This window comes from Micromonospora sp. NPDC002389, from assembly GCF_040296095.1.
Classification (GTDB): domain Bacteria; phylum Actinomycetota; class Actinomycetes; order Mycobacteriales; family Micromonosporaceae; genus Micromonospora.
In genome coordinates, this window is record NZ_JBEOWP010000005.1 from 441,840 (window position 1) to 458,779 (window position 16,940).

Genomic DNA, 16,940 nt, shown 5'->3' on the forward strand with positions numbered 1-16,940 from the left:
GCAGCACCGACTCGGTGGTCACCGGCTCTGAGCGTGGGGCGCGGACACGACGTCGGGTCGGGGTGACGGCCATGGGCGTACCTCCTGGGGCGGCTGAACGGCGCGGCGCCCGGTGTCAGGCACACCGGACGATGGCCACCGGCTTCGTCGCTGAAGGCGTTCGGACCGCTACCTATAGTCACTGTGGAGGTGTCGCCGGTCCAGCCCCTGTCGGCGTGCCGACCCACGATGTCGACCGATGCGGCGTTCGGGATCGGCGACGCGACGCGCGATCGCGTCAGGACCCGGCGTACTCCGGGAGCCGACGGGCCACCTCGTCCGGGCCCGGCATCGCGGCGATCTCCCGGGCCAGCGCGGACGCCGCGTCGCGGTGGTCCGACCGACGCGGCAGCAGGCGCGCGGCGTGCTCGGCGACCGCCTCGGCGGTGACCTCGTCCGGCCGCAACCGCAGCCCCGCACCGGCGGCCACCACGGCGTCGGCGTTGGCGAACTGGTCAGCGCCCTGCGGGAGGACCAGTTGCGGCACACCGGCGGCGAGCGCACCGAGCGTGGTGCCGCTGCCGCCGTGGTGCACCACCAGGTCCGCCCGGGGCAGCACCTCCGCCTGCGGCACCCACTCCCGCACGACGACGTCGGCCGGTACGGCGCCGATCTCCTCCACCGGTACCCGCCCGGCGGCCACCACCACCCGGGTCCCCAGCCGGGCCAGCCCGGCGACGGTGGTGGTCACCAGGTCAGCGGAGCCGAAGGCGGTTCCGAAGGTCAGATAGACCAGCGGCCCCGACCTGTCGTCGTCCCAGGTCGGCGTCGGCCCCGGTGCCGAGAACGGGACGGGCCGCAGCGCGATCCGCTCGGCCGTCGCGGCGAACGTCGCGTCCTGCAACGACGGTGGGCAGATGTCCAGGTGCGGCCGTCCGGGTGCGGCAGCGATCGCGGTCGGCGACTCCAGTCCGATGTGCGGCGGGAACATCCGGCCGAAGCCGTGCCAGAGTCCGGGGACGCCGGCCTGCGCAGCGGCGACGGCCGCTCCGGGTACGCCCCAACCGTGCACCACCAGGTCCGGGGCCAACCGCTCCAGATCCGGTGCCAGGTCCTCGGCGTACATCTCGTAGAACGTGTCGGCGGGGCGGAACGGCCGCAGCCCGTTCGCGGCCAGCGGCGTGTGCACCGCCTCCCCTGCGGCGAAGTGCACCTCGTGCCCGGCCTGTCGGGCGGCGACGGCCAGCGGGATCATCGGATAGGCGTGACCGACCGAGGCCAGGCTGGCGAAGATCAGGCGCATCGAGGTCTCCTACCCGTCAGGCGCCGCGTGGGGCATACATGATCACGGCCACGCCGAGCAGGCAGATCGCCGCGCCGGTGACGTCCCAGCGGTCCGGCCGGAACCCGTCGAAGATCATTCCCCAGGCCAGCGAACCGGCGACGAACACCCCGCCGTACGCGGCCAGGATGCGCCCGAAGTTCGGGTCCGGCTGGAAGGTGGCCACGAAGCCGTACGCCCCGAGGGCGAGCACCCCGGCGGCGACGAACCACAGTCCACGGTGCTCCCGCCAGCCCTGCCACACCAGCCAGGCCCCGCCGATCTCGGCGACGGCGGCGAGCACGAACAGCAGCACGGAACGCAGCACGGTCACGGCCCGCACCCTACCCGGATGTAAGCAGGGGACCCCTGCTATACACCAGGCGTTAGTACGGGACCCTTCCTTACGCCCCGGCCTAACCGGCCGGATGGGCCATGGTGCCGGTGAGCGTGACGGTGCCGGGCAGCCGGGAGTCCTGCCGCAGGAACTGCACCACCACCGGCACCGCGGAGTGCACCACGCAGCCGTACGGGCGGTCCAGGCGGACGGCCTCCGGATCGATCAGGTCGTTGACGCGTACGTGCCGGACCCGTCGGGCGCCGACGGTGAAGTGGTACGGCCCGACCGGCTCGGCGTCCTCGTAGTAGAAGGTCAGCGTCAGGCGGGCCTCGGCGTCGGAGGTGTTGAGTACGCAGATCTTGTCGAAGCTGGTGAACTCCGGTTCCGGCCCGTTGCTGTCGAGCGGGATGTGCCCGCCCGGCACCACCCAGACGCGCCCGCCGAGCTGTCCCATCACGCCTCCTCCAGCAGTCGGGCCAGATCGGGTGCGAGGAACACCCCGTCCGGGTCGAGGCGACGCCGCGCCTCCTGGAAGTCGTCCCAGTGCGGAAAGAGGGGGCGCAGTTCCCGCGCGGTCAGCCAGTGTCTCTTGCCCCAGTGCGGTCGGCCACCGTACTGCCGGAAGATCGCCTCCATGTCGCGGAAGTACTCCTCGTACGGCAGCGAGGTGTTCTGCAGGCAGGCGATGGTGGTGGTGGGACGGCCGTACGCGTTGCTGAGCCAGATGTCGTCGGCGGCGATGGTCCGCACCAGCACCCGCCAGCCCACGATGCGCCGGTGCCGGCTCAGGATCCGCTTGCGGACCTCGGCGAAGCAGGCCGAGAACGCCTCGGCGGGAAGCATGTACTCGATCTCCTCGAAGCGCAGGTCCCGGTCCTGCGGAATGGTCCGGTGGGTCGGGCCGGTCTCCAGCTCGCGGGGTTCGGTCCACGGGGTCGACTCCAGCGCCTGGCGGGCCGTCCACATCTGTCCCTCGGGTAGGTCGTCGGCACGGTTCATGGTGCGGACCTGGGTCAGGTCACTGCGCGGGTACCAGTAGAAGTCCATGTTGCGGTTGGTGTGCTGCAACTCGGCCAGGTGGTCCAGGGTCCAGTCGACCGGCGCGCACCAGGCCCGTCGGCGCAGCTCGTAGCGGGGCTGCGCGTCAATGGTGATCTTGGTGACCACGCCCAGGGCACCGAGTGAGAGCCGCGCGGCGGGCAGCAGGTCGGCGTTGCTGTTCGGCGAGATATCCAGCGACTCGCCGGTGCCGGTCACCAGCCGCACCCCGGCGACCTGGGTGGAGAGGTTGCCGAAGCGGACGCCGGTGCCGTGCGTACCGGTGGCGGTGGCACCCGCGATCGACTGGTAGTCGACGTCACCGAGGTTCTCCATCGCCAGACCGGCGTCATAGAGGCTCTCACCGAGCGCCTTCAACCGGGTGCCGCCCCAGACCGTGAACTGGTCACCGTCCTGGTGGACGACCCCGGTGAGCCGGTCCAGGCTGACCAGCGTCCCGTTGGTGCGGACCAGCGGGCTCGACGAGTGCCCCGAGCCGACCGGCCGCAGGTGGGTGCCGGATTCCCGGGCCCGCAACACCAGCTCGCGCACCTCGTCCTCGTCGGTCGGCTCGGCGTTGCCACCGGGGGTGAAGGAGAGGCTGCCGGACCAGTTCACGAACGGGCGTGACATCCGCTACCCCCTCTCCCGGCGACACGGACGCTTACCCCGGGCCAGGCTGGGTAGTCGTAACCGGGACCTCCCCGGCCATGTTGCCGGTAACCACGTCCTTCCGGAGCTGCGATGACCTATCCCCCGATCGACTCGTACGCCTTTCTCTCCGACACCCACACCGCCGCGCTGGTCGCCGCCGACGGCGCGGTCGAGTGGTTCTGCGTGCCGCACTTCGCCGGTGACGCCGTCTTCGCCCGCCTGTTGGATCGAGAGGTCGGCGGCGCGCTCGACCTCACCGTGGCCGGCTGCGACACCCCGACCCGGCGGTACCTGCCCGACACGCTGGTGCTGGAGAGCCGGTGGTCGACGCCCGACGGGGTGGCGGTCGTCAAGGACTTCCTCGCGGTGGCGCCGGGGGACGCCGCCCAACCGCTGCGCGCGGACAAGGTGCTGGTGCGCCGGGTGACGGTGGAGGAGGGCTCGGTCCGGCTGGCCCTGCGGATCCGGCCCCGACCCGACCACGGCGCCCGGGACACCACCTGGGAACAGGTCGACGGGCGCTGGCGGGCCGCCGACACCCCGCTCTGGGTGCACACCGACCTGCCCACCGAGAGCGGCGGCGGGGTGCTGCGGATCGAGGCGGAACTCTCCGCAGGTCAGCAGACGGCCGTGCTGGTCGGCTACGACGAGGACGCCACCTGGGACGTCGATGCCGACGAGATGTTGGCGCGTACCTGCCGGACCTGGCAGGAGTGGTCCACCCGCAGCGACTACGCGGGCTTCGGCGCGGACCAGGTCCGGCACAGCGCGCTGGTGCTGCGCGGGCTCGCGTTCGACGAGACCGGCGCGTTGATCGCCGCGCCGACCACCAGCCTGCCCGAGCACATCGGCGGGGTACGCAACTGGGACTACCGGTACGCCTGGCACCGGGACTCCGCGCTGTTGCTGCTCGCGTTGTTCCGTCTCGGGCACGCCGAGGAGGGTCGGCGCTACCTGCACTTCCTGCTCTCGGTCTGCACCGGTGACCTGCTCACCCCGCTGATCGGCATCCACGGGCACGTCGACGAGGAGCGCGAGCTGGAACACCTGGAGGGGTACGCCGGCTCCCGACCGGTCCGGGTCGGCAACGAGGCCGTCGAGCAGGTGCAATTCGACACGTACGGGCACATCCTGGACGCCGCGCTGGTGTACCACGAGCTGACCGGCGAGCTGACCCAGGACCAGTGGGCCCTGCTGCGCAAGCACGTCGAGGTGATGGCCGACCGCTGGCACGAGCCGGACCACGGCATCTGGGAGATCCGTGCCCCGCGCCAGCACTACGTCAACGCCAAGGTGATGACCTGGGTCTGCCTGGACCGGGGCATCCGGCTGGCCGAGCTGCTCGACGACAAGGCAGCGGACGTCGAACACTGGCGTACGGCTCGCGACGCGGTCCACGCCGAGGTGCTCGAACGCGGCTACGACCCGGAGGTCGGCAGCTTCGTGATGGCGTACGGCTCCACCGAACTGGACGCCTCCCTGCTGCGCATCCCGCTGGTCGGTTTCCTGCCCGGCGACGACCCCCGGATGCAGTCCACCATCGACCGCATCCGGCAGGAGCTGGAGGTCGGACCCGCCCTGCTGCGCCGCTATCGGGCCGACGACGGGCTGCCCGGCGAGGAGGGCGCGTTCCTGCTCTGCTCGTTCGAGCTGGTCTCGGCGCTGGTGCTGGCCGGCCGACGGGACGAGGCCCGCAAGGCGTTCGACCAGCTCCTCAGCTACGCGGGCCCGCTCGGCCTGTACGCCGAACAGCTCGACCCCGACGGGACGGCGCTGGGCAACTACCCCCAGGCGTTCACCCACCTGGCCCTGATCGAGGCGGCGATCAACCTCGACGAGGCCGGTGACCGGGACGCTTTGCACGCCTGGGCCGCCCGGGGCGGCTCCTGACCCGCAGGCGACCCGGATGTAAGGAGGGGTCCCCTGCTAACGCCTCGTGCATAGCAGGGGACCCCTCCTAACCCGCCGGAGCCGGAGCCGGAGCCGCAGCACCGCCAGAGCCGAGCCGCAGCACCGCCGGAGCCGCAGCCGCAGCCGTGTCGGAGTCCTGACCTCGGCGCTTTCCGTTCCGGCGGGAACCATGCGGGGTCGGGGAGCGACTACGGATACATGGGGTGTGAGCAGTGGCGGGAGATTCTCTCGGCGCAGTTGGACGGCGAGGCGACGGCGGATGAGCAGCGCGGGGCGGACCTGCATGTGAGCAGGTGCGCCGGCTGCCGCCGGTGGTTGAACACGGCGGCGACGGTGACCCGGCGGGCGCGTACCCAGGTGGTGTCCGCGCTGCCGGACCTGACCGCGACGATCCTGGCCGCCGCACCGCCGCCGCGCCCGGGTTGGCGCGTCCGGCTCGCCGCCGTCACGCCGCGTGGTGACCTGTTCACGTCGCTGGCCGGACGTGCCCGGACGATCACCGGGCTGCGCGTGTCACTGGGCCTGCTGGGCGCGGTGCAACTGGTGCTCGGGCTCGCGCAGATCGGCCGGGCCGAGGTGGCCGAGCACGTGCACGCCACCGGCCAGCACCTGTGGCACGAGTCCGCCGCCTGGAACGTGGCGGTCGGTGCCGGGTTCCTCTTCGTCGCGTTGCGCCGGACCGCACCGTCTGGGCTGCTGCCGATGCTCAGCGCCTTCGTGGCCACCCTGGTCCTGCTCTCGGTCAACGACCTGGTCGCCTCGCAGGTCGCCGTGGAACGGCTGGTCAGCCACGGATTCCTGGTGGTCGGTTACCTGATCACCGTGTTGCTGGCCCGCAGCCTGCGCCGACCCGGTGACCCCAGTGACCGACAGCGACCCGAGCGCTCCCGCTGGCGGCTGCGTCTCGACGAGGTCGACGAGCCCGCCCCGCTGCGACTGCTGCCGCCGCACTCGGCCCAGGCCCGGCACGGCCGCGACCACCGCCGCGCTGCCTGACGGCGCGGCCCCCACGGGGGCCGGGACGGCACCGCGTCAGCCGGCGGTGCCGTCCCGGCCCCGCCGTCGATGCGGGGTCGCGGTGTCCATCGCCGCGACGAGGTCCTCCCGGGCGCGGGCCACCCGGGACCGGATCGTGCCGACCGGTACGTCACACACCTGGGCCGCCTCGGCGTAGGAGAGCCCCAGCAGTTGGGTGGCGACGAACGCCTCGCGCCGCTCGTGCACGAGCCCGTCCAGCAGCCCGCGCAGCACCACCTGCTCGTCCACGGCGGCCTCGACGCCGGCCGAGGTCGCCTCGGCGGCGGACTGCCAGTCGACGAGGTTGGCGGTGCGGGGCCGCGACACGGCCGCCCGCACCTGGTCGACGGCGACCCGTCGGGCGATGGAGAGCAGCCAGGTCCGGGCACTGGAGCGGCCGGCGAACGAGGGCAACGCGCGCCAGGCCCGCAGGTACGTCTCCTGGACCAGGTCGTCGACCTCGCGCACCCCGGGCAGGTGGGCCAGGAACCGCCGTACGTCGTGCTGCGTCGCGCGCACGAACGCGGCGGCGGCAGCCTGGTCGCCCCGCCCCGCGGCGAACGCGTACCCGCTGATGTCGTCGGTCACGGCAGTCATCGCCGTATTGGTCGCTCCGGCACCCGGGTTGGTTCCCGGCGACATCCGAAAAATCATCGACGCACACGACACCGCCGGGCCGACGATCCGGCCCGGCGGTGTCGTGTGACGTACTCCGGTCAGCTCCGGAAGGCGTCCTTGATCTTCTCGCCCGCCTGCTTGATGTTGGCGCGCATCTGGTCGCCGCGACCCTCGGCCTCCAACTCCTTGTTGTCCGTGGCCCGGCCGACGCCTTCCTTCACCTTGCCGGTGGTGTTCTCGGTGGTGTTGTTGAACTTGTCCTCGAAGCCCATGTCAGCCTCCCGGGGTATCGGCTCAGCTCTTGCTACACGGATCAGGTACCCAGCCGAACCGCACCGGAACCATCCCGGTTTGAAGAAATCGGACGGAACCGCCGCAGCCGCAGACTGTTGGCCACCACGAAGACCGAGGAGAAGGCCATCGCCGCACCCGCGATCATCGGGTTCAGCAACCCGGCGGCGGCCAGCGGCAGGGCCGCCACGTTGTAGGCGAACGCCCAGAACAGGTTCCCCTTGATCGTGCCGAGGGTGCTGCGGGCGAGCCGGATGGCGTCCACCGCGGCCAGCAGGTCGTCGCGGACCAGGGTCAGGTCGGAAGCCTGGATCGCCACGTCCGTACCGGTGCCCATGGCGAGCCCCAGGTCGGCCTGGGCGAGCGCGGCGGCGTCGTTGACCCCGTCGCCGACCATCGCCACCGCCCGACCCTCGGCCTGCAACCGCGCGACCACCGCGACCTTTTCGGTCGGCAGCACCTCGGCGATCACCTCGTCGATGCCGACCTCGGCGGCGACCGCCCGGGCGACGGTGGTGTTGTCGCCGGTGAGCAGTACCGGGGTCAGGCCGAGCGCGCGCAGCCGACGGACCGCCTCCCGGCTGGTCGGCTTGACCTGGTCGGCCACCGCGAGCATGCCCCGCGCCCGCCCCGCCCAACCGACCAGCACGGCGGTACGCCCGGCCGCCTCCGCCTCGGTCGCCGCCCGCACCAGGTCCTCGGGTACGTCCATTCCCCGCTCGCGCAGCAGCCGGGTCCGCCCGAGCAGCACCTCACGGCCGTCCACCGTGCCGGTCACGCCCAGCCCCTCGACGTTGGCGAAACCGGTGACCGGCGGCAGCTCGCCCAGCTCGGCGGCACCGGCCACGACCGCCCGGGCGACCGGGTGCTCGGAGCCGGACTCCAGCGCGGCGGCCAGCCGCAGCACCTCGGCCCGTTGCTCGCCCTCACCGGGGTGGACGTCGAGCAGCGTCATCCGCCCGGTGGTGACGGTGCCGGTCTTGTCCAGCACCACGGTCTCCACTCGCCGGGTGGACTCCAGCGCCTCCGGCCCCTTGATCAGTACGCCGAACTGCGCACCCCGCCCCGTGCCGACCAGCAGTGCGGTCGGCGTGGCCAGGCCGAGGGCGCACGGGCAGGCGATGATCAGCACCGCCACGGCGGCGGTGAAGGCCGCCGTCGGCCCGGCGCCGGAGCCCAGCCACCAGCCCAGTGTGCCGGCGGCCAGGGCGATCACGATCGGGACGAAGATCCCCGAGATACGGTCGGCGAGCCGCTGTGCGGCGGCCTTGCCGGTCTGCGCCTGCTCGACCAGCCGCGCCATCTGGGCCAGTTGGGTGTCGGCACCGACCCGGGTGGCGGTGACCACCAGGCGGCCACCGGCATTGACGCAGCCACCGACCACGGTGTCGCCCACGCCCACCTCGACCGGCACCGACTCACCGGTGACCATGCTGGCGTCGACCGCCGAGGAGCCCTCGTGCACCGTGCCGTCGGTGGCGATCTTCTCGCCGGGCCGCACCACGAACCGGTCCCCCACCGCGAGCTCGTCGACCGGGATCCGGGTCTCCACCCCGCCGCGCAGCACGGCGACGTCCTTGGCACCCAACTCCAGCAAGGCCCGCAGCGCCGCACCCGCGGTCCGCTTGGCGCGGGCCTCGAAGTACCGCCCGGCGAGGATGAATGCGGTGACCCCGGCCGCCGCCTCCAGATAGATGTTGCCGGTGCCGTCGGTCCGGCTGATCGCGAAGCTGAACGGGTGGGTCATGCCGGGCGTGCCGGCGGTGCCCAGGAACAGCGCCCAGATCGACCAGCCGAACGCGGCGAGCGTGCCCACCGAGACCAGGGTGTCCATGGTCGCCGCGCCGTGCCGCAGGTTGACCAGGGCGGCCCGGTGGAACGGCAGCCCGCCGTAGACCACCACCGGGGCGGCCAGCGTCAGCGACAGCCACTGCCAGTAGGTGAACTGCCAGGCCGGCACCATGGCCAGCACGATCACCGGCACGGTCAGCACCACCGACACCCACAGGCGGGTACGCAGCACCCGCAGCTCGTCCACCGGCTCGGCGGTCTCCGGCGTGTCCTGTCGGGGTGGTGGCACCGCCGCCGTGTAGCCGGTCTTCTCGACCGTGGCGATCAGCTCCTGCGGGGTGACCGGATCGGCGTAGGAGACGGTGGCCTTCTCGGTGGCGTAGTTGACGCTGGCCTGCACGCCGTCCAGGCGGTTCAGCTTCTTCTCGATGCGGGCGGCGCAGGACGCGCAGGTCATGCCGCCGATGGACAACTCGATCAGGTTCGCTGCCGTGGGCAGGGGTCGACTCGCGGTCATGGCTGGTCCCTCAGTCGTGCCCGTGTCCGGGCGTACCGTGCCCGTCGTCCGGCGCGGCGGTCGGGCCGACCGGGACGTGCACCGGGTCCCCGACGTGCACGGTGAACTCGGCGGTGCGTACCACCCCGCCGTGGCGGAAGTCGAGATAGAGCCGGTAGGCACCGGCGGACGGGAACTCGGTGGCGAAGCTCACCCGTGGTCCGGGTTCGGTGCGCCCGTCGTCCGGCACCCCCTCCGGGTGCACATGCAGGTACGCCAGGTCGCCCTGCCGCAGCGCGACCAGGTGCCCGTACGCCCCGAGATACGGCTCCAGGTCGGTGACGGGTACGCCGTCGCGCTCGACGGTCAGCGTCAGCGTGGACGAGCGGCCCGGCTGCGGCGCGCCGTCCAGGCTGACCGTGTAGCCGTCGACCGTGGCGGTGGGTGCCGGGGCGGGCAGCGGACGTTCGGTCAGCGTGCCGGGGACGGTCACGTCGACGCCGAGCGTCAACGGCTCGCCACCGGTCGGGGTGAAGTCGGCGAACGCCCGCCACACTCCGGGCGCGGTGAGCGGCGTGGCGACCCGCCAGGTGCCGTCCGGCGCCAGCTCGGGGTGCACGTGACGGAAGCCGGAGAGGTCACGCCGGGCGACGATCAGGTGCATCGGCTTGTCGTGCACCACGTCGTACCCGGTCACCGGCCGGCTGTCCGGGCCGGTGATCCGGAAGGCGAACTCGCCCGCCGGGGCCTCGACCGGCACGAGGGTGTAGCCGCGCTCGGAGACGAGCAGCCCCCCGGGCAGGTGCCCGGCCGGGCCCGCGTCGTGCCCGGCGTTCCCGTCGTGCCCGGCGTTCCCGTCGTGCCCGGCGTTCCCGTCGTGCCCGCCCTGGTCCGGGCCGTCGCCGTGGCCCGCCGCGCCGTCGTGGCCAGCCGCGGTGACCGGGACCGTCGGGCCGGTCACCTGGCCGACTCCGTACGCGGCGGCGAACACCGCCGCGAGGCCGAGCGCGAAGCCGCTCAACTTCGTCGCCGTGTTCATCGGTACACCTCGGTCTCCGGTCGCCTCAGGCGGCGACCAACTCGTAACCGGCCTCGTCGACTGCGGCCCGGACGGCGGCCGGGTCCAGCGGCTGCTCGCTGGAGACGGTGACCTGGCCGCTGGCCAGATCGACCTGGACCTCGTCGACACCGGGGATCGCGCCGACCTCGGCGCTGACCGCGCTGACGCAGTGGCCGCAGGTCATGCCCTGCACCTGGTACGTCGTGGTGACCATGGCAACTCTCCTCTCCAGGCCCGTCCACGCGGGCCGGGCACCCCGTCGAATACCCTCGGGGGGTATCCACAACCGTGACCGTACCATACCCCCCAGGGGTACGTTATCCTCGTGTTCATGAGCACACCCGCGCCGATCCGCGGCTACACCGCCAGCAAGGACCAACTGCTCGCCCGGCTACGTCGTGTCGAGGGGCAGGTACGCGGCGTCGAGAAGATGGTCGACGAGGATCGCTACTGCATCGACGTGCTCACCCAGATCTCCGCGATCCAGGCCGCGCTGGACAAGGTCGCCCTCGGCCTGCTCGACGGACACGCCCGGCACTGCATGCACGAGGGCGCCGCCGAGGGCCGCGCCGACGAGATGGCCTCCGAGATGATGGCCGCCGTCGGTCGCCTGATGAAGCGCGGCTGACCCACCCCACCCGCATACCCGCCACGGGTGTCGGCTCCGACGCCCGGCATCCGACACACGCTCGCGACCTGCGTTCCGATGCCGACCTGGCTACCATTCGCCACGATGGCCAGCCGGTCCCGCCCTCACGGTACGCAGCCATCCTGCCACGCTCGGGCCATCCCGGATGCCCGCAGCAGCGGCCGACCGACGGCGCTGAACCTTCTCGCTCGCCGGTACGTAGTTCGCCTTGGAATCGTTGGGAGACAATGAATGGGCGCCGACCACACCCGTTCCGCTCCGCCCACCCCACCCCGGGTGCGGCGGATCCTCATCGTGACGGTGGTCCCCCTCTTCCTCGTCACCCTGGTCGCCGCGCTCGTGCTCTGGCCCTCGGACCCGCCCCGACCCGAGGCCGCCGACGACACGCCTCGTTACCACGGCACGGTCACCCGGGTGGTGAACGAGCCCTGCCCACCGAACCCGGTCGTGCCCGAGGGCACCCCGACCACCGCCGGGCAGCAGTGCGGCACGGTGACCGTACGAGTCGACAGCGGCCCGGACGCCGGCGAGGACGTGCAGACGCCGCTGCCGGACGGGCCGGGAGCGCCCCAGGTCAGCGTCGGCGACGAGATCATCCTGGTCTCCCTGGCCGATCCCGAGGACCCGTCGATCAGCTACTACAACATCGCCGAGCACCAGCGGGGCAAGCCGCTGATCTGGCTCGCGGTGCTGTTCGCCGCCGCCATCGTGGCCTTCGGGCGGCTTCGCGGCCTGGCCGCGCTCGGCGGTCTGGCGGCCAGTTTCGCCATCCTGATCACCTTCGTGCTGCCCGGTATCAGTGCCGGCCAGCCGCCGTTGGTGGTCGCCATCGTCGGCGCGGCACTGATCATGTTCGTGGTGCTGTACCTGACACACGGCATCTCGGCACAGACCTCGGTGGCCGTCCTCGGCACGCTCGGCAGCCTGGTGCTCACCGGCCTGCTCGGGCTAGCCGCCACCCGGGCCACCCACCTGACCGGCTTCGGCAGCGAGGACGCCACCACGCTGTCCATGTTCCGGGGCGACGTCGACCTGCACGGCCTGCTCCTCGCCGGCATCATCATCGGCTCGCTCGGCGTGCTCGACGACGTCACGGTGACCCAGGCCGCCGCCGTGACCGAACTGCGTCACGCCAACCCGAGCTTCACCCGCCGGGAGCTGTACCGCTCGGCGACCCGGGTCGGCCGGGCCCACATCGCCTCGGTGGTGAACACCATCGTGCTGGCGTACGCGGGCGCGTCGCTGCCGCTGCTGCTCCTACTCACCGCCGACACCCGCGCGCTCGGCCAGATCGTGACCAGCGAGTTCCTCACCCAGGAGATCGTCCGCAGCGTGGTGGCCACGCTGGGGCTGGTCGCCGCCGTACCGCTGACGACCGCACTGGCCGCGCTGGTGGTCACCGCCGGACGGCGGGACACGCCGGAGCCCGGCGGGCCCGGCGGGCACGACGACGGGCCGGACGGCGACGGCCCCACTCCCCCGACTCCCCGGCCCGGCACGGACCGGACCGAGGCCCTGCACGCGCTCAGCACCGCGCGTGCGCGTGACACACTCCCCGCCACCGGATCGCGGTGGCCCGACCCGGACAGGAGCACGGACACCACATGGTGACACCCCGCAGCGTGACCGCCCCTGCCGACACGGTTCGTGCCCGTGTCGTTGGTCACTCATCGCGATTACGAAATGACGTATCTAGCCGGGTTCGGGGCGTAGATACCGACATCGACCGTCGGGTAACCTCACTGCCGGTCACCGCCGAAGGCGCGCACCGGCGCCTGCGGTGCCACCGCCCAATCGCCGTGAGGCGAGCCGGGGACCCAGGTAGGTGGGGTGAATCCGCGTCAGCGGTAGGGGCCACTTCCGTTCCGAACCCGTCAGCTAACCCGGTCGGCGGTCGATGGAAGGGAAAGAAGTGACGGCACCCCTACGCCGCTGGATGACACCCGTGGTGGCCGTGTTCGCCGCGTTCGCCGTGTTCGCCGGCCCCCTGCCGGCCATGGCCGCGCCGAACCCACCCGCGCCGGCCGAGCACGACGACGACCCGCCGATGCTCAACGACCTGATCGAGTCGGCGAACCGCGACTTCTCCAAGGCCAAGAACCAACTGGACAAGTCCAAGAAGCGGCAGCTCAAGCTCGATCTCGAACTGCGCCGCGCAGAGGCCGACCTGGAAGCGCTCAGGCCGCAGGTCGCCGAGATCGCGACGCAGTCGTACCGGACCGGCCGAGTGGGCGCGATAGCGATGTTGTTGCAGAGCAACGCGCCGGACTCGTTCATGGACCGGGCCTCCGCCCTCGACGAGTTGAACCTGTTCAACGACAAGAAGCTGGGCGAGGTCAACACCGTCAGGGAGCGCGCCGACCGGGCCAAGCTCGCGTCCGACGCCGAGGTGCGCGAACAGCAGAAGCTGACCAACGACATGGCGCGCAAGAAGACCGAGGCGGAGAAGTCACTCCGCCTGGTCGGTGGCGAGAGCCTGACCGGCGGCCTGGTGGCCGCGACCTCGCCGGTCGCCCGGGTCGCGCCGAACCGCGCGTCCGACGGGAGTTGGAAGCCGGAGTCGTGCAACCAGAACGACCCGACCACGTCGGGCTGCATCACGCCGCGCACGCTGCACATGTACAAAGAGGTCAAGCGCGCCGGCTTCAACCGCTTCGTCGGTTGCTGGCGGCCCGGTGACAAGTTCGAGCACCCCAAGGGCCGGGCGTGTGACTGGTCGTTGCAGAACAGCGGGTTCAGCCCCTGGCACAACAACGACACCCGGATCTACGGCAACAACCTGGCGGCCTTCCTGGTCCGCAACGCCGACCGGCTCGGCATCTACTACGTGATCTGGAACCGGCAGATCTGGTTCCCGACCGAGAACAGGTGGCGGTCCTACAGCGGCCCGTCCAACCACACGGACCACGTGCACGTGTCGCTGTACTGAGCACCGTCCGGGTGACCTGCGAGGGCCGCTCCGCCGTCTGGCGGAGCGGCCCTCGTCGTCCGTGTCGGTGACAATCCGGCGGGTCAGCCCACGGGCGTGACCACACCCGCCATCTCGGCGGGCTCCGCCGCGACGGTCCGCACCTCACCGGCGGCCAGCCGGTACGACATGCCCACCACCGCGCACCCGCCTGCGGCCACCTCGGCGGCCAGCGCCTCGGAGGACTCCAGCATCGCCTCGACGGTCTGCGCGATGTGGATGTCGACGATCGCGTCCAGGTCGTCGACCCCCGCCTGCTCGGCCCGGCGCAGGCTGGGCACCACCGCGTCCACCACGGCACGCAGGTGCCCCGAGGGCGCGGTGCCGGTGGCCGCCGCGGCCCGGGCCGCCTGGACGGCACCGCACGAGTCGTGCCCGAGCACCACCACCAGCGGCGTACGCAGCACGCTCACCGCGTACTCGACGCTGCCCAGCACCTCCGGGCCGATGGTGTGCCCGGCGGTCCGGACCACGAAGAGATCACCCAACCCACGGTCGAAGATGATCTCCGCAGCGAGCCGGGAGTCGGAGCAGCCCACGATCACCGCGAAGGGGTGCTGCTCGGCGGCGACGGCGGCCCGGTGGCTGGCGTTCTGGTTGGGGTGCCGGAGCGTGTCGGTGACGAAGCGGCGGTTGCCGGCGATCAGCTCGGCGAGGGCGCGCTCCCGCGAACCGGGAAGGTCTGCGGTCAGGTACTCGCGTTCGGGACCGGGCTGCGCTCCGATCGTTCCGGGTCGACTCATCCGGCGTCACCTCGCCTCTCGGTGGAATGCCTGGTCATCCCGGCCGGCGCTGGCCACGGGCTGCCACCAACCGTCACACGCAGCGCAAGGCACGTCAAGCTATGCGTGATCTGCATTTCATGTATTCCAGAACGCTTGCCAATCGAGACGAGGGGGAGCGAGCGCAGCCCCGGAGCACGACAGGGGCAGGCCATACGATGGCGGGCATGGCGACCTCAGACGAGCGAGAAAGTACCCGCAACTGGACTTTCCTGACAAACCACGCACACGTGCTGCTCGCCATCGCCCGCAACCCCACCGCCCGGCTGCGCGACGTCGCCAGCGAGGTGGGGGTCACCGAACGCGCCGCCCAGGCCATCGTCGCCGACCTGGAGGCGGGCGGCTATCTGCACCGCACCCGAGTGGGGCGCCGCAACGAGTACACCCTCAACCCGGCCGGCCGGTTCCGCCACCCGGCCGAGGCCGACCGCCAGGTCGGCGACCTGCTCGCCCTGTTCACCGACTAGCCGCCACCGTCCACAGTCGACTACGTGGCGTGGTTCACCGACCGGATCCCACTCGCGCCCATGCGTTCTCGGCACGGGGACGATAGGTTGAACACGTGTCGTCCGTCGCGCTCGCCCGTCCCTTGTGGCCGACGACGCTGCGCACGCTGCGGGAGCTGACCCGACTGGCGCTGGCCGCCCTCGTGCTGGCCGTCGGTCTCGGCACGGCCGCCGCCAACCTGCCACTGCGCCAGGCGGGCGACCAGCCGATCCACGCTGTCGCCGATCATCGCGCCTGGTCCGTCACCGCCGACCTGCCGACCTGGCCGGGCACCGTCGCACCGGTCGCCGAGCAGGTGCGGGCCTCCGGCACGCTGGCGACATCACCGACGCAGCCCACGGTCCCGACCCCGCCGCCGGCTCGCCCCGAGCCCGCCGCCGAGTCCGGCGCGACCGCCACCACGGTCCACCAGCTCGCCGCGCCGCGCCCCACCGTCGGCAACGGTGAGCCGACCCGTCGCGGTCCACCGGCCGCCTGACCGACGGCCCGCCTCAGGACGCCCCACCGGCCCACGCGACCGTCCGCCGCCCCGGCCCGACCCCGGACACGGCCACCGACCGTCGCCGAGCGCCCCGGAGCACACCGCCGTCGCGGACCCGCCCGGCCCGGCCCGGCGTCCTGTCGCCGACCTCGGCGACCACAGACCTTCCCCGAAGTCGACGACCCTCATCCGACCGCGCGAGGTGTTGATGATGCGAACCGCTCTCTCCTACGTCCTGCCCGACGTCCCCCTGGCCGCCGTGATCTGGCTGAGCCTGCTCGGCGTGGTGATCCTCGCCATCGCCGCCCTGCTGCTGCGCCCCCGACACCTCCTCCGGTTCGACGCGGGCGCCCGGATCCGCGAGGCGGCACTGCCGAGCCGCACCGAGCACACCGAGGAACAGCGGGACCAGGACCGCTGGGCGGAGGAGGTGGCCGTGGCCGCCGACCGGGCCGACGCCACGGCCCGGCGACGTCGCGAGGAGTGGCTCACCGCGCAGGACGAGGCCGAGCGGGCGTGGCAGGCGTACGAGACGGCGGAGGCGAACGTCCGCCGGCTGTCCGCAGCCACCGGGATGCCGCTGCCGCAGACTTCGCGCACCCCCGCCGAGTACGCCGACCGGGAGCGGTGGCTGCACCGGGCGGCCATGGAGGCGTACTGGCGGCGGGAGCTGTCGGTGGAACAGCTCAGCGATGTCTTCGCCCACCGGGGTTGGGACCCGCGACTGCACCCGGTCGAGCAGGAGCTGGCGCTGCGCCGGGCGGTACGCGACAACCTCTTCACGCGCCAGCAGGCGGCCCACGCGCAGGAGCAGGAGCGCTGGCGGGCCGCCGAGCTGGCCACCGCAGCGGCACGCAGCCTGCGCGACGAAGCGCTCTCGGCACTGCTGCCGCAGGTCGAGGAGCGCGAGTCGGTGCTGCCGTTGACCGCGTTGGGTGGCGTCGAGCAGACCCGCGAGATGCCCACCGTGGTCGGCGGGCGGGCGGCGCCCGCGTACTGACCGGTTCTGCCGCGACAGGCAGATAGCGCGAACCTCC

The 16,940-nt window shown here is 72.3% G+C and carries 18 protein-coding genes and 1 riboswitch; of the genes, 8 read left to right on the forward strand and 10 right to left on the reverse strand.

The genetic code is table 11. From position 1 onward, the window contains the following. Positions 1-277 precede the first annotated feature (277 nt). The 4 genes from ABT008_RS12770 to ABT008_RS12785 form a co-directional block, all read right to left on the reverse strand. Positions 278-1,282: a glycosyltransferase gene (locus ABT008_RS12770; protein WP_350696091.1), complete on the reverse strand. Its 1,005-nt coding sequence runs from the start codon at positions 1,280-1,282 to the stop codon at positions 278-280. A 16-nt stretch (positions 1,283-1,298) separates the two neighbouring features. Further along, on the reverse strand, positions 1,299-1,634 hold the full coding sequence (locus ABT008_RS12775) for a YnfA family protein (RefSeq protein WP_350696092.1): 336 nt from the start codon (positions 1,632-1,634) through the stop codon (positions 1,299-1,301). A gap of 82 nt (positions 1,635-1,716) precedes the next feature. After that, positions 1,717-2,094 carry a sensory rhodopsin transducer gene (locus tag ABT008_RS12780; protein ID WP_350696094.1) on the reverse strand — a complete coding sequence of 126 codons (378 nt, stop codon included), beginning with the start codon at positions 2,092-2,094 and terminating at the stop codon, positions 1,717-1,719. Further along, positions 2,094-3,311: a D-arabinono-1,4-lactone oxidase gene (locus ABT008_RS12785; RefSeq protein ID WP_350696095.1), complete on the reverse strand. Its 1,218-nt coding sequence runs from the start codon at positions 3,309-3,311 to the stop codon at positions 2,094-2,096. The genes ABT008_RS12780 and ABT008_RS12785 overlap by 1 nt, the downstream gene beginning before the upstream one ends. Before the next feature lie 111 nt (positions 3,312-3,422). Between ABT008_RS12785 and ABT008_RS12790 the strand changes: the two genes are divergently transcribed. Beyond that, entirely contained in the window at positions 3,423-5,222 is a 1,800-nt protein-coding gene (locus ABT008_RS12790) for a glycoside hydrolase family 15 protein (protein ID WP_350696096.1), read from the forward strand. Positions 5,223-5,441: 219 nt separating this feature from the next. Then, entirely contained in the window at positions 5,442-6,239 is a 798-nt protein-coding gene (locus ABT008_RS12795) for a zf-HC2 domain-containing protein (protein ID WP_350696098.1), read from the forward strand. Positions 6,240-6,275: 36 nt separating this feature from the next. Here the strand turns inward: ABT008_RS12795 and ABT008_RS12800 are convergent, their stop codons facing one another. From ABT008_RS12800 to ABT008_RS12820, 5 genes are all read right to left on the reverse strand, one after another. Then, positions 6,276-6,857: a sigma-70 family RNA polymerase sigma factor gene (locus ABT008_RS12800; protein ID WP_350696100.1), complete on the reverse strand. Its 582-nt coding sequence runs from the start codon at positions 6,855-6,857 to the stop codon at positions 6,276-6,278. Positions 6,858-6,976: 119 nt separating this feature from the next. Beyond that, the gene (locus ABT008_RS12805) at positions 6,977-7,150 is read right to left on the reverse strand and encodes a CsbD family protein (protein ID WP_350696101.1); all 174 of its coding nucleotides are present in this window, start codon (positions 7,148-7,150) and stop codon (positions 6,977-6,979) included. Positions 7,151-7,191: 41 nt separating this feature from the next. Continuing rightward, a complete protein-coding gene (locus tag ABT008_RS12810) occupies positions 7,192-9,477 on the reverse strand; it encodes a heavy metal translocating P-type ATPase (RefSeq protein WP_350696103.1) in 2,286 nt (761 codons plus the stop codon). 10 nt (positions 9,478-9,487) lie between these two features. Continuing rightward, positions 9,488-10,495 (reverse strand): DUF8832 domain-containing protein, encoded by a 1,008-nt coding sequence (locus tag ABT008_RS12815; protein ID WP_350696105.1) that lies wholly within the window; start codon positions 10,493-10,495, stop codon positions 9,488-9,490. A 25-nt stretch (positions 10,496-10,520) separates the two neighbouring features. Further along, positions 10,521-10,730, reverse strand: a complete 210-nt coding sequence (locus tag ABT008_RS12820) for a heavy-metal-associated domain-containing protein (protein ID WP_350696106.1) — start codon at positions 10,728-10,730, stop codon at positions 10,521-10,523. A gap of 117 nt (positions 10,731-10,847) precedes the next feature. On the opposite strand from ABT008_RS12820, the gene ABT008_RS12825 reads away from it, so the two are divergent. The 3 genes from ABT008_RS12825 to ABT008_RS12835 all read left to right on the forward strand — a co-directional run bounded on the left by ABT008_RS12825 (position 10,848) and on the right by ABT008_RS12835 (position 14,094). Further along, positions 10,848-11,144, forward strand: a complete 297-nt coding sequence (locus ABT008_RS12825; RefSeq protein ID WP_117230386.1) for a metal-sensitive transcriptional regulator — start codon at positions 10,848-10,850, stop codon at positions 11,142-11,144. Between the two features lie 252 nt (positions 11,145-11,396). After that, complete coding sequence (locus ABT008_RS12830) at positions 11,397-12,776, forward strand: YibE/F family protein (protein ID WP_350696108.1); 1,380 nt, start codon at positions 11,397-11,399, stop codon at positions 12,774-12,776. 166 nt (positions 12,777-12,942) lie between these two features. Next, positions 12,943-13,073, forward strand: a riboswitch (cyclic di-AMP (ydaO/yuaA leader). A gap of 4 nt (positions 13,074-13,077) precedes the next feature. After that, positions 13,078-14,094, forward strand: a complete 1,017-nt coding sequence (locus ABT008_RS12835; protein WP_350696109.1) for a coiled-coil domain-containing protein — start codon at positions 13,078-13,080, stop codon at positions 14,092-14,094. An 83-nt stretch (positions 14,095-14,177) separates the two neighbouring features. Here the strand turns inward: ABT008_RS12835 and ABT008_RS12840 are convergent, their stop codons facing one another. Further along, complete coding sequence (locus tag ABT008_RS12840) at positions 14,178-14,876, reverse strand: carbonic anhydrase (RefSeq protein WP_350696111.1); 699 nt, start codon at positions 14,874-14,876, stop codon at positions 14,178-14,180. A 197-nt stretch (positions 14,877-15,073) separates the two neighbouring features. Between ABT008_RS12840 and ABT008_RS12845 the strand changes: the two genes are divergently transcribed. The 3 genes from ABT008_RS12845 (at position 15,074) to ABT008_RS12855 (ending at position 16,903) form a co-directional block, all read left to right on the forward strand. Next, positions 15,074-15,382, forward strand: coding sequence for a helix-turn-helix transcriptional regulator (locus ABT008_RS12845; RefSeq protein WP_350696112.1), 309 nt, complete (start codon positions 15,074-15,076; stop codon positions 15,380-15,382). 95 nt (positions 15,383-15,477) lie between these two features. Further along, on the forward strand, positions 15,478-15,900 hold the full coding sequence (locus tag ABT008_RS12850; RefSeq protein ID WP_350696113.1) for a hypothetical protein: 423 nt from the start codon (positions 15,478-15,480) through the stop codon (positions 15,898-15,900). 214 nt (positions 15,901-16,114) lie between these two features. Then, positions 16,115-16,903, forward strand: coding sequence for a hypothetical protein (locus tag ABT008_RS12855; protein ID WP_350696115.1), 789 nt, complete (start codon positions 16,115-16,117; stop codon positions 16,901-16,903). Positions 16,904-16,940 lie beyond the last annotated feature (37 nt).

Coding starts and splice junctions, on each gene's coding strand:
- ABT008_RS12770 (WP_350696091.1), bottom strand. CDS start 1,282: ATGCGCCTGATCTTCGCCAGCCTGGCCTCGGTCGGTCACGCCTATCCG.
- ABT008_RS12780 (WP_350696094.1), bottom strand. CDS start 2,094: ATGGGACAGCTCGGCGGGCGCGTCTGGGTGGTGCCGGGCGGGCACATC.
- ABT008_RS12785 (WP_350696095.1), bottom strand. CDS start 3,311: ATGTCACGCCCGTTCGTGAACTGGTCCGGCAGCCTCTCCTTCACCCCC.
- ABT008_RS12790 (WP_350696096.1), top strand. CDS start 3,423: ATGACCTATCCCCCGATCGACTCGTACGCCTTTCTCTCCGACACCCAC.
- ABT008_RS12795 (WP_350696098.1), top strand. CDS start 5,442: ATGGGGTGTGAGCAGTGGCGGGAGATTCTCTCGGCGCAGTTGGACGGC.
- ABT008_RS12800 (WP_350696100.1), bottom strand. CDS start 6,857: ATGACTGCCGTGACCGACGACATCAGCGGGTACGCGTTCGCCGCGGGG.
- ABT008_RS12805 (WP_350696101.1), bottom strand. CDS start 7,150: ATGGGCTTCGAGGACAAGTTCAACAACACCACCGAGAACACCACCGGC.
- ABT008_RS12810 (WP_350696103.1), bottom strand. CDS start 9,477: ATGACCGCGAGTCGACCCCTGCCCACGGCAGCGAACCTGATCGAGTTG.
- ABT008_RS12815 (WP_350696105.1), bottom strand. CDS start 10,495: ATGAACACGGCGACGAAGTTGAGCGGCTTCGCGCTCGGCCTCGCGGCG.
- ABT008_RS12820 (WP_350696106.1), bottom strand. CDS start 10,730: ATGGTCACCACGACGTACCAGGTGCAGGGCATGACCTGCGGCCACTGC.
- ABT008_RS12825 (WP_117230386.1), top strand. CDS start 10,848: ATGAGCACACCCGCGCCGATCCGCGGCTACACCGCCAGCAAGGACCAA.
- ABT008_RS12830 (WP_350696108.1), top strand. CDS start 11,397: ATGGGCGCCGACCACACCCGTTCCGCTCCGCCCACCCCACCCCGGGTG.
- ABT008_RS12840 (WP_350696111.1), bottom strand. CDS start 14,876: ATGAGTCGACCCGGAACGATCGGAGCGCAGCCCGGTCCCGAACGCGAG.
- ABT008_RS12845 (WP_350696112.1), top strand. CDS start 15,074: ATGGCGGGCATGGCGACCTCAGACGAGCGAGAAAGTACCCGCAACTGG.
- ABT008_RS12855 (WP_350696115.1), top strand. CDS start 16,115: ATGCGAACCGCTCTCTCCTACGTCCTGCCCGACGTCCCCCTGGCCGCC.